The sequence below is a fragment of the Roseivirga sp. AWQ4_251 genome, assembly GCF_056158225.1.
The window spans coordinates 875,591-891,176 of record NZ_JBSWSW010000002.1; the positions used below are offsets into that span (position 1 = coordinate 875,591).

The 15,586-nt window shown below is 38.1% G+C and carries 13 protein-coding genes and 1 tRNA gene; 9 read left to right on the forward strand and 5 right to left on the reverse strand.

Going from position 1 to position 15,586, the window contains the following annotated elements; translation table 11 throughout:
• Window positions 1–5 precede the first annotated feature (5 nt).
• Window positions 6–2,399: a polysaccharide biosynthesis tyrosine autokinase gene (locus ACXACJ_RS18040; protein WP_475135813.1), complete on the reverse strand. Its 2,394-nt coding sequence runs from the start codon at window positions 2,397–2,399 to the stop codon at window positions 6–8.
• Entirely contained in the window at window positions 2,396–3,076 is a 681-nt protein-coding gene (locus ACXACJ_RS18045) for a polysaccharide biosynthesis/export family protein (protein ID WP_475135814.1), read from the reverse strand. The genes ACXACJ_RS18040 and ACXACJ_RS18045 overlap by 4 nt, the downstream gene beginning before the upstream one ends.
• Before the next feature lie 592 nt (window positions 3,077–3,668).
• Between ACXACJ_RS18045 and ACXACJ_RS18050 the strand changes: the two genes are divergently transcribed.
• Together ACXACJ_RS18050 and ACXACJ_RS18055 are read left to right on the forward strand one after the other, a co-directional pair.
• A complete protein-coding gene (locus tag ACXACJ_RS18050) occupies window positions 3,669–4,760 on the forward strand; it encodes an O-antigen ligase family protein (protein ID WP_475135815.1) in 1,092 nt (363 codons plus the stop codon).
• A gap of 127 nt (window positions 4,761–4,887) precedes the next feature.
• Window positions 4,888–6,327 (forward strand): family 20 glycosylhydrolase, encoded by a 1,440-nt coding sequence (locus tag ACXACJ_RS18055; RefSeq protein ID WP_475135816.1) that lies wholly within the window; start codon window positions 4,888–4,890, stop codon window positions 6,325–6,327.
• A 1-nt stretch (window position 6,328) separates the two neighbouring features.
• Here the strand turns inward: ACXACJ_RS18055 and ACXACJ_RS18060 are convergent, their stop codons facing one another.
• The 3 genes from ACXACJ_RS18060 to hflX all read right to left on the reverse strand — a co-directional run bounded on the left by ACXACJ_RS18060 (window position 6,329) and on the right by hflX (window position 9,159).
• Window positions 6,329–7,429, reverse strand: coding sequence for a DUF1972 domain-containing protein (locus ACXACJ_RS18060; RefSeq protein ID WP_475135817.1), 1,101 nt, complete (start codon window positions 7,427–7,429; stop codon window positions 6,329–6,331).
• Between the two features lie 431 nt (window positions 7,430–7,860).
• Window positions 7,861–7,932 (reverse strand) — tRNA-Arg (locus ACXACJ_RS18065).
• Window positions 7,933–7,959: 27 nt separating this feature from the next.
• Window positions 7,960–9,159, reverse strand: a complete 1,200-nt coding sequence (hflX, locus tag ACXACJ_RS18070) for a GTPase HflX (protein ID WP_475136795.1) — start codon at window positions 9,157–9,159, stop codon at window positions 7,960–7,962.
• A gap of 167 nt (window positions 9,160–9,326) precedes the next feature.
• Between hflX and rfbC the strand changes: the two genes are divergently transcribed.
• The 7 genes from rfbC (at window position 9,327) to ACXACJ_RS18105 (ending at window position 15,531) form a co-directional block, all read left to right on the forward strand.
• Window positions 9,327–9,872 carry a dTDP-4-dehydrorhamnose 3,5-epimerase gene (gene rfbC, locus ACXACJ_RS18075; protein WP_475135818.1) on the forward strand — a complete coding sequence of 182 codons (546 nt, stop codon included), beginning with the start codon at window positions 9,327–9,329 and terminating at the stop codon, window positions 9,870–9,872.
• Entirely contained in the window at window positions 9,869–10,609 is a 741-nt protein-coding gene (locus tag ACXACJ_RS18080; RefSeq protein ID WP_475135819.1) for a tyrosine-protein phosphatase, read from the forward strand. Before rfbC ends, ACXACJ_RS18080 begins: the two co-directional genes overlap by 4 nt.
• 3 nt (window positions 10,610–10,612) lie before the next feature.
• Entirely contained in the window at window positions 10,613–11,593 is a 981-nt protein-coding gene (locus ACXACJ_RS18085) for an SDR family NAD(P)-dependent oxidoreductase (RefSeq protein ID WP_475135820.1), read from the forward strand.
• Window positions 11,594–11,686: 93 nt separating this feature from the next.
• Entirely contained in the window at window positions 11,687–13,090 is a 1,404-nt protein-coding gene (locus tag ACXACJ_RS18090) for a tetratricopeptide repeat protein (protein WP_475135821.1), read from the forward strand.
• Window positions 13,091–13,852, forward strand: a complete 762-nt coding sequence (locus ACXACJ_RS18095; RefSeq protein WP_475135822.1) for a phosphosulfolactate synthase — start codon at window positions 13,091–13,093, stop codon at window positions 13,850–13,852. It abuts the gene before it with no gap.
• 2 nt (window positions 13,853–13,854) lie between these two features.
• Window positions 13,855–14,793 carry a polyprenyl-phosphate transporter gene (locus ACXACJ_RS18100; protein ID WP_475135823.1) on the forward strand — a complete coding sequence of 313 codons (939 nt, stop codon included), beginning with the start codon at window positions 13,855–13,857 and terminating at the stop codon, window positions 14,791–14,793.
• A complete protein-coding gene (locus tag ACXACJ_RS18105; RefSeq protein WP_475135824.1) occupies window positions 14,794–15,531 on the forward strand; it encodes a shikimate dehydrogenase family protein in 738 nt (245 codons plus the stop codon).
• Window positions 15,532–15,586: the final 55 nt, after the last annotated feature.

Here is a 15,586-nt window from a genome sequence, read left to right on the forward strand (position 1 = left end):
TTAAATCAAGTCCGTTTAAACAGTCTTCCTAAACCACTTCCTTTACCATCATCTTCAAAATATCCGCTTTTGTAGTAATAAGCAGAGTACCCCGTTCCATACGCAGAATTTGACTGGGTAAATTCGTTTAGAACGATGTAGAAATTCTTCAAATTATATTTTTCGATAGTTTCTTGAGGCAACGCAAGGAACGATCTTCTTGAATAATTTGCCCTTAGCACATAAATAGAACAACTAGACAACTTCATGGCAAAAAGGCCATCCGACACAATCCCGATAGGTGGAGTGTCCAATATGATGATCTCATACATTGATTTAGCTTCATCAACCATTTTAGCGAAGCTCTCTGATTGTAGAAGTTCAATCGGGTTTGGAGGAATTACACCTGAAGTTATATAATGAAAATTCTCATTATCCGACACTCGGATTACTTCGGATAAGGCTTTATTCCCTGTCAAAACATTACTTACACCTGAGTTGTTTGCGGCATCAAAAAACTTATGAACCTTTGGCTTTCTCATATCCAAGTCAACTAAAAGAACTTTTTTGCCCAAATTGACAAAAGAGTTAGCCAAGTTGGCTGAAACAAAGGATTTACCTTCCCCACTTACAGTAGAAGAGGTAGTAATTACTTTTGCTCCTGATCCTTCCATTTCAGGCACAAAAAACTCAAGATTAGTTCTTAAAGAGTTGACAGATTCACTAAAAATAGACTTTCCTCTATCGGTTCCTCTAACAATGGTGTTCTCCTTATCAACCTTGGTTTTGGTAACAACTCCAATAACAGAAAGGTTAGAATCTTCTTCGATATCTTGCTTATCATATACTTTGTCATCGAAAAAGGACAAGAAAGCAATAATACTAATAGCAATGATAAAAGCACCTGAAGAAGCGATCAAGATCAATTTGGTCTCACTCATTGCATTTGGCTGAATATTTAAACTAGCGCCATCTAAAAGTTTGGCGTTAGCCGTGATCGATGCTTTTGAAATTTGAGCAGAAAGCTTGCGCTCTAATAACAAAGCCAATACTTTTTCATTCACTTCAAAATTTCTAGATAGGTTCATATACTCTCTCTGAAAATCAGGGATATCTTTATATTGATTAAAAACCTTATCGATTTTAGACTGAATAAAGTCGCTACTTTCTTGAAGTCTGCTAATGCTAGAATTGATATTTCCCTCTAAGGTTTTCATCAATTCTTCAATTTGGGCATCAGTTTCTTGCAGTCTTCTATTCTTTGGGCCTAGTGTTGTTGCTTGATTAATTCTAGCCAATTGAAGTTCATTCAGGTTAGTCACCAACTTGATTAAATAAGGGTCTACTAACTCTTTAGTGCTGATACTCGAAAGTTTTTCGCTGGACTTTTGCGAGAGCTGTGCTTTGAAAGACCTTAGGTTCATCAACTCAATATCCACCAGTCGCTTTTCTGCTTCCAGCTGATAAATGGTTTGCATACTTTGGCTTGCCTCGCCTTCAATATTTACCAGATTATTTTCCTCTTTGAAGTCAGCAATTCTCGCTTCGTAGTTATTTACCTCTTCACTCAATGTCTTAAGTTGATTATCGATAAAACTGATGACGTTTGTAGCGGTTTCTGATTTGCTCTGAAGTTCATCTTCCAAATAGACTTCACAAAGTGAGGAGAGAAAATCACGGGCAAAAATTGGGTTGTTCCAGCTAAAATTAATGTTGAGAATCGAAACTCTTTCACGAGGTTGAGTCACCAAAAGTCTCTTTTGAACCACAGGAACTAAATCTAAAACGTTTACTGGCTTAAATCTATATTTGTTTCCTGCTTCGAGCTCATGGGCATATTGATCGGCAGAAACTTCAATGGAGAATTTCTCTCCATTTAATTCCTTTTGCTCACCAAAGCCACCTTCAATTATTTGTTCGTTCTCGTCAAACTCTACTTTTAGCTTATAGCGAGTTTGGGAAAGGATTTCAATATTATATGTGTATTTAGGGCGTTGCAACTCTCTAGAAAGCGTATATAAAACTACCGGAGTACGCCTGTAAAGAGGGTAGGAATTTAATGGCCCAACTTTGCTGTAGTTTATCTTATACTGCATTTTTACCAAAGCCCTTTCCACAAGGTTTTTGGTTTTGATGACTTCGGCTTCTGTTAAAATTTTATCCGTTCTGGTAAAAGCCGTTTCGAACAAGTCTGCTGATAGAAACTCCGAAGCACTATTATCATCTATGATTTCAACAGTTGCTTCCGAAACAAAGCTGTTGTTTCTATAACGTGTATAAATTTTAACCAGGCCAACAGCCAAAACCACCAACAAAAGTGGAACATACCACTTGGATTTTAATGCCTTTACCGTACGCTGAATTTGGATTTTATCTGAAACAACTTCCTGGTTATGGTTTCTCTTTATATCCCTACTCATCTTCTCCTATCAATTAATAAAACCATAGACACAATAACTGAAGCGATTGAAGTAAACCAGAAATAGTTTCTCGCATTTTCAGTCAAGTTTTTACTCTTAATTGGCTTAATGAAAATGAGGTCTCCATCTTCTATCATAAGTTCCGAACGAGAGTAATTATTGATGTTAGTAAGATCCACCTCAAAAACCTTGGCTTGATCTTCACCTTGCTTAATAATTGAAATTACCCTGCGGTCAGCATAATTTGTAAGCCCGCCAGCTTCTGCCAGTAAATCCGTAATATGGCTCTTACCTGGTTCAATAGGATACTTACCAGGCCTTAACACTTCTCCTAAAACTTTAGCAGAAAGGCCATAATCCATCACATCTATTATTGGGTCATTGATATGGTCTTTATAAAGAGAAACTAGTTTCTCTGAAAGTTCTAGCCTTGTTAAACCTTGAACTTTAACATTTCCTATTATGGGGAGAATAATTGAACCGTCCTCTCGAACAATAAAGTCATCCTGATAGGATTGTGCCTTTTCCTGGCCTACATTGGCTGTGGGCAAATCATAGGAACTTAAAAACCTAACCCTAACCACATCGTTTGGCTCAAATCGGTGTAATTTGGGAAAAACAACTTCCGCCCCACCTACAGATGGTGAAGGCTCAATATTAGTATTTTGAAATAGCACATTGTTTTGAGAGCAACCCGATATTAACAGAGTTAAAAAAATGCAATTTAAAAAAGTAAAATAACTATATTCCTTTCTCACCCTTTGCAAGCGTTGTTTTTTCATTTACAAGCATTTAGCTTTCAAAAATAACTTAATACTTATTAACATAAAAAAAGAGCACAAACTAAAAAAATGCAATTGGCCTAAAATGATGATTCTTTATCAAGTCAAATCATTTCAAATCAAAAAAACACTACATTCAAATACATTAATTTGATTTTTGAAGCAAAAACCAAATGTCTCAACATTCAGAATATTTAGATATCACGATAATTAACTGTTTTCTTCTATAAAATTTTAGTGGTTATTTTTGTGATTCATGGTAGAGACTACTCCTTTAATCTTAAAACGAAATCCTTTAACTCAATCTATTTTAGCATTTCTGCTTCTTATTGAGTTTAATGTTTTCCTCAATGTCCCTATCCCATTTTTCCACGAACTTAGCAATACAGCATTACTAATTATCCAAGTCGTATTCCTGTTTTTCTACGTTGCCAAGTCGTTGAAAGAAGGGAGCTTCAGCAAACTCCTTTTTTTAGTGCTGCTCATCATGATTGTCCCTTTTATAAGTGCCTATCAAGCAATGGCGGTTTTCAAACAGCCTTTTATATATGGTCTTCTCGCGGATAGGGGGAAATTCTACATTATTTCGGCCTTAATGCTAACCTACGCGTTAGAGAAGGACTGGTTCACGATATATGATCTTGAAAGCGTTGTCAAGAAGGTAGCCATTCCTTACTTTCTAATTTCCTTATTTCTGTATGCTTTCGTTCCTCCTTCATTGTTTGCGGGCACTTCATTTGCAGTAATGTCTACGAATAAAGGAGTGAAATATAACATAAATCACTTTTTTACTATTTTCTTATTCTTCTATAGCATCTATAAATTCAACTTTGAACGGAATAAAAAATACTTACTGATCGCTGTCGCTGTCTTAGGCTACCTCATTGTTTTTGTAAAAGGGAGGTCCTTATTAGCAGCCATCTTTATGGGCATTTTATATTTCATTGTATTTCAGCTTTCTTATAAGAAGAAGATATTCTTTGTATCGGGTTCCCTGCTTGGAGGAGTTTTATTCTTAAGTGTGGGAATTCTGTTTTTTAGCGGCACACTTTCTTCCATTTTTCAGCTTTTTTCTAGTGGACTCAATGTATTCATTGGGGGAGAAGTTACAGACGGTTCTGCAGCTTCGAGAATTGATCAGGCGGCTATTGCTTGGGAAGGCATTGACCAACACCCTTGGCTTGGAAATGGGTTTGTGAGTAGCCGATGGAACGAAGGTTTTGGAGGACTTTTTGAGCACTTTTTCCCATCAGATATTGGCTGGCTTGGCATTTTATATCTGAATGGAATTGTTGGTTTTCTTATTCTTATCATACCATTTATTCTGCCTTTCAAATATGGCATTAGGGTTGAGAAAAGCTCTAGAGATACCTTTATGGTAACCATCCAAACTTTTTTAGTTTACCTCTTCTTTCATAATATTTTCGCGGGCTTTGCTGTTAAGAAGATTGGTGTGATCGCATTTTTCTTCGGAATTATGTACTACTACAAATATATTCATCCATCTAAGGTTAATAATTTAGCAAGTGTCGAAGAAGCTAATGAGCAAGAATTTCAACTCAAAGAATCTCACAGTTAAAAAATCTTTACTTAGCCCATAGACTTATACCAGTCAAATGAGTTAAGGAAGTGGAAGATTTACTTTAATTATAAAAAGGCTTATGAATCGCTTTCTCTGCAATAAAGGTTTTGAACTAGTAAAGCTCATGTCTTTTTTACTTTTAATGATCTTTGGCACAAGCTTAAATGCCTATCAAATCCCTGAAAGGGCAATGAGAAATAAGGGGATGAGAGTGGTTGCCAATAAAATTTCTGCTCCGTCTTATAAAAGAATAGAAGGTAAACGTTTACAGCTTTCCTATAAAAAACTGACTTTCTCCAATCAGAATCTGGGTTTTGCTTCGGAAGTGATTAACCAGACATTCGGTCAAAACACACCCGTATCTAATGGCTCAGAATTGGAAGTCCGAACTGAAATACTGAGTTCAATTTCAGAAATAGACAACCTTAAAATCAGTCAATCTCTAAAAAATCAAGCCTATATTCTGGAGTTTGGGGCCGAAAAAGTCAGCGTAAAAGCACTGAACCAAGCTGGTATTTTAAACGGCTTAGCCAGTTTGGAATTTGAAATATCTAAAGGCCCAAAACCTCAAATAAAAGGTGAGAAAATAGTGGATTGGCCAGATCTTGAAGACAGAATTCTCCACATCAACTTAAAAAACATGACCATACAGGGCTTGGATGAAGCCCTAAAGAGAGCATGGAGAGGGCATTTCAACAAAATCATTGTAAAACTTACGAATTCAGTAAAGTTTGAAAGCATCAAATCCTTATGGAAACCTGTTTTACTAGAGAAGCAAGATTTTAAAGAATGGGTTCAGAGAGCTGCCGAACTAGGCATCGATATTATCCCTCACCTAGCCACACTAACTCACCAAAACACAGAATTCATTAACCAAGAAACCTTCCCCAAATTAATGCTTAATGAGAGAACCTACAACCCTAACAATGAGGCGGTTTACGATTTAGTTTTCGCATACATCGATGAAATTGTAGAGCTTATCCACCCAAAAGCTCTCCATATTGGGCACGATGAATTGGTGGGTATAAAGCCTGAAGAGGTGAAAAAATTTGGCCCATTACTCAAACCAGAAGACTTTTTAAAAGATGTAGTAAAGCTGAATAATTACATTAAATCGAAGGGTATGCAAACATGGATGTGGGGAGACATGCTACTTTACCCTGAAGAATTCCCTGAAATGCATCAAGGTTCCCTTAACGGAAATAAAGCTTATGCCAAACTCCGAACCCAGATACCTAAAGACGTTGTGATTTGTGATTGGCATTACAAACATTACAGACAAAAATTAAGTCAAAAACTTAACTTCCCGAGCTTAAATACTTTTATCAAAGATGGTTTCGCTACATATGGGGCCACTTACAACGTACCCGAAATCACTAGAAAATTCTCAAATTACGCCTACAATTTGAAGAATGAAAAGGTCAAAGGCATGATAGCTACAACTTGGACTACGCTATTGAAAGGGGCTACTGAAAATGACCGGCAATCTGATCACTGGCAATCCTTTGACCGAATTGTCCAAGATTCTGCAGAAGCGTTTTGGAATGCTAGTAGAGTAAATTAGACTAAAAAATCTTAGCGTATTTTTGAGCTATATCTTCCCAGCAATATTCCTCAAAAGCAACCTTTTTGAGGTCATTTCCGATTTGGAGTAGATCGTATTCGTTTCGTTTCGCAATCAACTGAACAAGGTCTTTGCTTTCGTTGAAATACATCCCATAACCTTTCATTGTCACCTTATTGAAAGTAACATTTTTAGCAATTATAGGCACTCCCGACCTCATTGCCTCAACTAAAGAAGGGTTTGTGCCTCCTGCAGAATGTCCATGAATATATAAACTACATCTTTGTCTTAAGGCCTCAATTTTAGCCTGATCATATATTGGATCAAATAGTAAAATATTAGGGTTATCCTTAAATTCTGAGTAGAGGGATTGACTAAAAGCATTAACCTGCCAGTTCCCAACAAAAACAATTTTTAAACCATTAGTTTGGTTAGAAAAAGCTTCCAAAATAGGCCTTACATTGTTCTCTGGAACGATCCTACAAAGAGCCAACGCATAAGAGAATTTAGGAATAAGTCCATTCTGGAAATATCGCTCAAATCCGGCATTATCGGTTTCAGAGCCATATGGAATCAACTGGAAATTCTTTCTTTTATAAAGAGGGGATATAACCTCTATCATTCCTTCGTTATCAATCACAATTTCAGTGGCATACTTCATAGAAATGGATTCTGAGAACTTCAGAAACATTTTAGCAAAGCTCCTCCACTTATCTCTCTTCCATTCCAAACCATCAATATGAACGATAGTCTTGACCTTGAAAAGATTTATGAAAGGTAGAATAATGGCTCCTGTAACTCCTAATATAAGAAGAGTATCGTTTTTCCTGAATGCATGCAAGATTGACCAAATATCGTAGAATACTGCCTGCCACCCATTGGCTTTCAAGGGAATGTAACGGAGTTTGGCACCTAAATATTCGCTAGGCCTTTGATCATAATGCTTCGAACTGCAATATACAGTGAGCTGGAAGTCAGCGGAAAGGTGTTTCACCAATTGCTCGGAAAGCGTTTCAAATCCACCATAATTCGCTGGCACACCTACACTGCCTATTATGGCGACTTTTTTAGGCAAATGATGACTCCCGTTCTTCATGCCCATATCACCAAAATTTAATTTTAGCTACGGGAGAATTAGACATAAGTATACCTATATAAAAACAGCAAAATATAAAGCCTTGAGCATATAGACTTTCTGTATCCATTTGAAGGAAGAACAGCAATTTAAGTAACGATTGATTGAAGCAAAAAATAGGACTTAACCTATAACACAAAGATTATACTATTTCATGAATTTTAAAATAGCCAAAAGAAAGAAGAGATAAATAAAGTTTTCTCAATACAATAACCTATTGAAAAACAAATCATTAAAAACCAATAGGCACCATTCTAAGCAAAACTATCAAGAACACACCTCAATCAAAACAAACAATTATTTATTATTAAATTTACATTTTTCAAAGACAACTAGCTCTTGGGGGTTTATTTTGTGGAAAAAACAAAAAGCCATCGAATGATGGCTTTTGATAGCAGTAGCCCCGCTAGGAATCGAACCTAGATCTAAAGTTTAGGAAACTTCTATTCTATCCATTGAACTACAGGGCCATTTCCTATGAAGGAGGGCAAAATTAATTAATAATACGTGTCTTTCAAGTAATTCGGGAAGATGGTAAAATGCCTCTTTTTCACCTTCTCTAAAATCACGTCTTTCAGTTCATTTATATTTTCCTTTTCAGTAGCCGAAATAAATACCACATCTTTTCCTTCTTCGTTGAGATAGGTTTTTTTCAACCTTTCAATAGTCATAGGTGGATTTTCCATTTCGGCTTCAAGTTCAGGGTCGAGGTTTTCGTTTAGCTGATCAATTTTATTGAAAACAGTAATAGTTGGTTTATCTGCCGAGCCAAGATCTACTAATGTTTGATGAACCGTTTCCATCTGGTCTTGGAAATATGGATGCGAAACATCGACCACGTGTAACAAAATATCCGCTTCGCGAACCTCATCTAAGGTAGATTTAAACAACTCAATCAAGTGAGTTGGTAGTTTTCTAATGAAACCCACTGTGTCCGATAAAAGAAATGGGATGTTATCAATCACCACTTTTCTTACCGTAGAATCAACTGTGGCAAAAAGTTTATTTTCGGCCAATACATCGGCTTTGGTCATTAGCCTCATAAGAGTAGACTTGCCAACATTGGTGTAGCCAACCAGCGCCACGCGAACAATATTCGTTCTGGATTTACGCTGAACGGCATTTTGCATTTCAATTTTCTGAAGCTTCTTTTTCAAAACCGTAATCTGATTTCTAATCATCCTACGGTCAGTCTCAATCTCCTTCTCTCCAGCTCCACCACGGGTCGCAGTCCCCCCTCTTTGCCTCTCCAAGTGAGTCCACATACGGGTAAGGCGAGGAAGTAAATAATTCGACCTAGCCAGCTCAACCTGAGTTTTTGCTTGAGCGGTTTGCGCTCGATGAAGAAAAATATCAAGAATCAATAAGCTTCGATCATAGATTTTTACCTTTAATTCCTTCTCCAAATTTCGCATTTGTGAAGGGCTCAAATCATCATCAAAAATTACCACCTTAATGTCTTCGGCAGTGATATAAGTCTGAATTTCTTCAAGTTTTCCCTTGCCCACAAAAGCACGCACCTCAGGTTTATCCAAGCGTTGAGTGAAAGACTTCACTACCTCCAAACCCATGGTTTCAGCCAAAAAAGCGAGCTCATCTAAATATTCCACAACCTTTTCCTCAGGTTGCTCTCTATTGATTAAGGCCACCATAATGGCCGTATCTTTTTCTGTATCAGTTGTTAAATATCCTCCCATAAAGCTTTCAAAATTAGCACATATCGATGCGATTTCTAAATTCGCCTTACAAATAGAACTATCCATCTAAACATTGGTTAGAAGATGCTATTTTCAAGTTAGGTTTGAGATGAAAAGCAATTTGATTGTTAAAAACAACACATTAAGTTTAACACAAATTCCAAAGCATGAAAATTATTGAAACTCCTATAGCCGATTTATATGAGATTGAACCAAATGTTTTTGGTGATAAACGAGGTTATTTTTTCGAGTCTTATAGAAAAAATACTTTTGAGGAGTTGGGAATTAAAAGTGACTTTGTTCAGGATAATAAGTCATTTTCAGTAAAAGGAACCTTACGTGGAATTCACTATCAAGCAGGCCCTTATACCCAAGCCAAACTTGTGAGAGTAATAATGGGAAAAGTCTTAGATATTGCCGTTGATTTAAGGCATAATTCACCAACCTTTGGGCAATATCATTCTGTTGTTTTAGACGCAGGAAGACACAACCTTTTTCTTGTACCTGAGGGTTTTGGCCACGGATTTCTAGCTTTGGAAGACAGTGTATTCTCATACAAATGTTCTAATTACTACAATAAAGAATCAGAAGGCGGTGTAATCTGGAATGACCCAGATTTAAATATCGACTGGCAAATAGAAAATCCCATCGTTTCTGAAAAGGACAAACTTTTGCCTACTTTTGCGGAATACAAAAAAGACCCAACATTTTGAGTATCTTTTCTTTTCTTAAGAAAAATAGTGCTGCACAAGCCTCTGTTTCCCCAATAAAAACAGATGTTCACTCTCACCTGATTCCAGAATTGGATGATGGTGTTCAGTCCATCGAAGAGTCTATTGCTATATTGAGAGAAATGGAAGCGCTTGGCTACGAGAAAGTGATTACAACACCGCATTCCATGCCCGGCACTTATGACAATTCTGCAGAAACTATTTTACCGGGTTTAGAAAAAGTAAGAAAAGCCATAAAAGAAGCAGGCCTTTCCATTCAGTTAGAAGCTGCTTCCGAATATTACTTGGACGAGGCCTTTATTGACCTGATTGATTCAGACGCGCCTCTTTTAACTTTTGGCGACAATTACGTACTCTTCGAAACGGCCTTCATGAACCAACCCCCTCAATTGAAAGAAGTAACGTTCAAATTGAGCTTAAAAGGTTATAAACCGGTTTATGCCCACCCTGAGCGATATATGTACCTCCACCAAAGTCAATATTTGTTAGATGAGCTTGTGGACAGAAACTTATTCTTTCAAATCAACTTACCGTCACTTACAGGGGCTTATTCCAAACCGGTTCAGAAATTTGCTGAAAAGCTAATTGATATGAAAGCCGTTAAACTTGTAGGTTCCGACTGCCACAAAATGGCCCATATTGAATTGCTGAAATCAGCTACTCAAACCAAATACTTTAAAAAATTGGCAGACTTAGACCTGCTGAACAACACCCTATAACGTATGATATTTGTTACTGGCGCCACAGGTTTGCTCGGAAGCTTCATTTGTCGCGAACTTTTAAGCAAAGGTCACAGCATTCGTGCTGTAAAAAGAGAATCGAGCCAATTGACGCTTATTGAAGATATTGCTGGCCAGATAGAATGGGTTCATGGCGACATGAACGATACCACTTTTCTTCTTGATGCGCTTGAAGGAATAGAAGGCGTTGTTCATGGTGCAGCTATCATTTCTTTTGATAAAAGAGATGAGGAGCGCATGTACAAAACCAATGTAAAAGGTACTGCCGATTTGGTAAATGCCTGCCTAAAAAAAGGCGTAAAGAAGTTTCTTCAAATCAGTTCTGTAGCCGCTATTGGCCGAAAACCAGGCCAAAAATTTATTGATGAAAAAGATAAGTGGGAAGGTACTGAATACGATTCTGTGTATGCCCGCTCTAAATACCTTCAAGAATTAGAAGTGTGGAGAGGAGAACAAGAAGGCCTTCAAGTTAAAATCATTAATCCTTCAATTGTACTCGGCCCTGGTCTTTGGGGCAATGGAAGTACTTCGGTTTTCAAATATGCGTACGGCTCAAAAACTTTTCACCCTGAAGGAACTGTAAATTTTGTTGACGTGCGTGATGTAGCCGAAATTGCCGTAAAGCTTTTAGATTCCGACATTCATAGCGAACGTTTTGTGGTGAATGCCGGCACAAGCGATTACCAATCGTTCTTTGCAAAAATTGCGCAGAGATTTGGCAAAAAAGCACCTTCGCGTCCTGTGCCCTATTGGCTTCTGAAATTGGCCGTAAAACTGGAGTTTCTTCGTTCAAGAATTACAAGAACCAGCGCGTTAATAACCAGCGATACCGCCAAGCTTTCTAGAATGCAATACCACTTTAGAAACGATAAAGTTAAAAAAGCACTCAACTTCGAATTTAGGAGCTTAGACGATACACTTGACTGGTGCGTTAAGGAACTAAAATCGATGCATAAGCTTTAAAAGAAATACGCAAAAACGGGTTTGAAAAAATTCCGTTTGCGGAATAGTTTAGGAATCAATTATTCCTTACTTTGAAGAAACCATTCTACATCAATGCAAGAAGACTATCCGAGCAGAGAAGAGGAACGCGGGCTGATTAAGAAATTCGAGGAGCAACTCAAGCAGAAATCATTTCACTTTTTCGATATCGCTGAATTTGAAACCATAATTCAGTACTATATCGATCATTTGCAATTCGGAAAAGGACTTAAAGCCTGCAAACTAGCTATAGATCAATTTCCTTTTTCACAGGAAATCAGCTTGCTTATGGCGCAATGCCACATAGGCAAGGAAAATTATGAGGAAGCTCTAAAGGTGATTGACGATGCTCAAAATTTACATCCAAACGATGTGGAATTGAACACGGTTAAAGGCACCATTTATTCCTTTCTTGGCGACTATAAAAAGGCGGTTGAAGTGTTATTGAACACACTGGATTATGCTGAAGACAAATCCGAAGTGTTCTACAACGTAGGCATTACCTACCAAACCAATTCGAAATACGAAGAAGCAATCGGCTATTACAAAAAGGCCATTGAAGAAAATCTAAATCATGAAAATGCCCTTTACGAACTGGCTTACTGCCTTGACGTAACGGGTAAGCTTGAAGACAGTGTAGATTACTACAAGCAATTCATCGATCAAGACCCCTATTCAACTTATGCTTGGTATAACTTGGGAATTGTGTTGAATAAGTTGGAGCGCTATGAAGAAGCTGTTAAAGCTTACGACTACGCTCTGGTAATTGACGACACATTTTCTTCAGCTTGGTTCAATATGGGAAATTCCTATATGAACCTAGATATGTTTCAAGAGGCGCTTGAAGCTTATAAAAATACGTTAAGCAATGAAGGGCCTTCAGCCGAAACTTATTGCTGTATTGGTACGGCCTATGAAAAATTAGAGCAATACGAGTTTGCCATTAAATACTACAGAAAATCTTCAAAACTAGATCAGTTTTACGAAGATGCCTGGTATGGAATCGGCTGCTGCTTGGCTTGCCAGGATAAATACTACGAAGCCATCCACTTCTTCAACAAAGCCTTAAAACTTGACCCTGAAAATGCCAACTATTGGCTTGCAATTGCAGATGCCGAACAACAAGTAGGCAACTATGTTTCGAGTTTTGAAGCCTATCAAGAAGCTGCCATGCTAGAACCTGTCAACGAAATGATTTGGCTCGATTGGTCTCTTCTTCATTACGAACAAGGCGAACATATTAAGGCCATTGAACTGATAGAGAGAGCTTTGGAAGAATCTCCAGAAAATTCTGACCTGCTTTACAGAATGGTGGTTTACCAAATCTCGGCAGGTAGATACAAAGAAGCCTTTGCTTATCTGGAAAATGCCTTAATTTTGGACTTCGAAAATCACGAGGTTCTTTTCGATTACTTTCCAAAATTGGAAACCCAAAAGGCCTTATTTAAGATCATAGATCAATACCGAAAGAAAAATTAAATGCATTATTTTTTGAATAATGTGCCCGAGAGGACACAAAAACCAAGAGAAAAAGGTTTCACCATGGCCATGGACAAAGGCCTTAGCGTGAGACAAGCTGAGGATTTCGTAAGCGTATGTGGCGAGCATGTGGACATTGTGAAACTAGGATGGGCAACTTCTTACGTTACCCCTAATCTTCAGGAAAAACTGAATGTGTACAGAGAAGCGGGAATTCCTTTCTATTTCGGAGGAACTCTTTTCGAAGCTTTTATTATCAGAGATCAGTTTGACGACTACAGAAAGGTTCTGGATAAATATCAAGTTCCTTTTGCCGAGGTTTCTGACGGTTCTATAGAAATGGACCACGATAAAAAGTGCGAATACATTAGCGAATTGGCAAAACAGGTTACCGTTCTTTCAGAAGTAGGTTCAAAAGATGCAGAAAAAATCATTCCTCCTTATAAGTGGATTGAATTGATGCAAAAGGAATTGGATGCTGGTTCTTGGAAAGTAATTGGAGAAGCGAGAGAGAGCGGCAACGTTGGCTTATTCCGTTCTACTGGAGAAGTGAGATCTGGTTTGGTTCAAGAAATTTTGACTAAAATTCCTTTCGAAAAAATCATCTGGGAAGCTCCACAAAAAGCCCAACAAGTATATTTCATCAAACTTATGGGTGCGAATGTAAACTTAGGAAACATTGCTCCAGAAGAAGTTATTCCACTTGAAACCATTCGCTTAGGCTTAAGAGGCGATACTTTCGACCACTTTCTTGACATTTAAGCATGAAGGGCATTAAGAGCTTCATTCTTCTCTATTTAAAGGGGATTGCTATGGGTAGTGCCGATGTTGTACCTGGTGTTTCGGGTGGGACAATCGCATTTATCACTGGCATTTACGAGACACTTCTCGATTCTATTCGCAGTGTTGATTTGGAGGCTTTGAACTTGTTGAAGCAGCTCAAAATCAAAGCGTTCTGGCAACACATAAACGGAAGTTTTCTGGTGACTTTACTAGCAGGTATTGCCACCAGTATTCTTACCTTGGCCAAGGTGATTACTCACCTACTTAGTGAATATCCAATTCAAGTTTGGTCGTTCTTCTTTGGCCTAATCGTAATTTCTGCCCTTATTATTCTTAGAGAAATTAAGCAATGGAGCCTTGGTGTTTTTATCGCCATAATTTTAGGCACCTTAGCCGCTTATTTCATCACCTCATCAACTCCGGCCGAAACGCCAGAATCTAGTTGGTTCTTATTTATAGCCGGAGCTGTTGCCATTTGTGCAATGATTTTGCCTGGTATTTCCGGAGCATTCATTTTGCTCATTTTCGGCAAATATGAATACATTCTTTCGGCCCTTAAAGAATTTCGCATTACCGATATTGTCTTCTTTGCACTGGGCTGTGTTGTAGGTTTATTGAGTTTTGCCCGTTTGGTAAGCTGGTTGTTCAAAAAATACCACAACATTACGGTGGGTATTCTCTCCGGATTTATGATCGGTTCGCTTTACAAAGTTTGGCCGTGGAAAGAAGCCATTGAAACGTATGTAGATCGCCATGGCGAAATCAAACCTTTGGTTGAAGCCAACGTGCTTCCGAATGAGTACTTTGCCAAAACAGGCGCAGAACCGTTTTTTCTTGAAGCGATTCTATTTGCCGCAGGCGGTTTTTTGCTTGTATTGGCTATCGATAGAATTGCAGCTTTCTTAAATCCAGAAAAATAAATGCGAAAGTTTGGACTGATTGGTTTTCCGCTCGGCCATTCCTTCTCCAAAAAATACTTCACAGAAAAGTTCGCAAAGGAAGGGATTGACGCTGAGTATGAACTTTATCCATTAGATGATATTGAAGAGCTTTCAGCTTTGATTAAGAACACGTCAAAGCTGAAAGGCTTGAATGTCACCATTCCTTATAAAGAATTGGTACTTCAATTTTTAGACGAAGTGGAAGAAAAGGCTTCAGAAATTGGAGCCGTCAACACCATCAAAATCAGTAAAGGAAAGCTCACCGGTTACAACACCGATTACATAGGCTTCAAAAATTCTTTAATCAAGTTTGTTGGTGCCAAGCCAATGCCCGAACAGGCCCTAATCCTCGGTACGGGTGGAGCTTCAAAAGCTGTTCAAGCCGCTTTGGGAGATTTATCCATAGATTTCAAACTAGTTTCTAGAAACCCAGAAAAAGGCGAACTCAGCTATGAGGAAATTAAAACCTCAAGAGCAATTGCCAACCATCAGCTGATTATCAATACAACTCCGTTGGGAATGGCCCCAAATACAGATGCCTTGCCTGATCTGCCTTATGAGCAATTAACGCCAGCGCATATGTTGTATGATTTGGTTTACAATCCGTTGGAAACTGCTTTTATGAAAAAGGGAATGGAGGCCAATTGTTGGATTAAAAACGGATTGGAAATGCTCTACGGCCAAGCTGAAGCGGCTTGGAAGATTTGGAACGCCTAACCGTTCCGCAGAAAAGCTGAACTAAAAACGTGCTGACCTAGTTTCGCATAAGGTC

Bases quoted from the DNA above. Each gene is read 5' to 3' on its own strand.
- ACXACJ_RS18040 (WP_475135813.1), bottom strand. From the start codon at position 2,399: ATGAGTAGGGATATAAAGAGAAACCATAACCAGGAAGTTGTTTCAGAT.
- ACXACJ_RS18050 (WP_475135815.1), top strand. From the start codon at position 3,669: ATGATTGTCCCTTTTATAAGTGCCTATCAAGCAATGGCGGTTTTCAAA.
- ACXACJ_RS18055 (WP_475135816.1), top strand. From the start codon at position 4,888: ATGTCTTTTTTACTTTTAATGATCTTTGGCACAAGCTTAAATGCCTAT.
- ACXACJ_RS18060 (WP_475135817.1), bottom strand. From the start codon at position 7,429: ATGGGCATGAAGAACGGGAGTCATCATTTGCCTAAAAAAGTCGCCATA.
- hflX (WP_475136795.1), bottom strand. From the start codon at position 9,159: ATGGGAGGATATTTAACAACTGATACAGAAAAAGATACGGCCATTATG.
- rfbC (WP_475135818.1), top strand. From the start codon at position 9,327: ATGAAAATTATTGAAACTCCTATAGCCGATTTATATGAGATTGAACCA.
- ACXACJ_RS18085 (WP_475135820.1), top strand. From the start codon at position 10,613: ATGATATTTGTTACTGGCGCCACAGGTTTGCTCGGAAGCTTCATTTGT.
- ACXACJ_RS18090 (WP_475135821.1), top strand. From the start codon at position 11,687: ATGCAAGAAGACTATCCGAGCAGAGAAGAGGAACGCGGGCTGATTAAG.
- ACXACJ_RS18095 (WP_475135822.1), top strand. From the start codon at position 13,091: ATGCATTATTTTTTGAATAATGTGCCCGAGAGGACACAAAAACCAAGA.
- ACXACJ_RS18100 (WP_475135823.1), top strand. From the start codon at position 13,855: ATGAAGGGCATTAAGAGCTTCATTCTTCTCTATTTAAAGGGGATTGCT.
- ACXACJ_RS18105 (WP_475135824.1), top strand. From the start codon at position 14,794: ATGCGAAAGTTTGGACTGATTGGTTTTCCGCTCGGCCATTCCTTCTCC.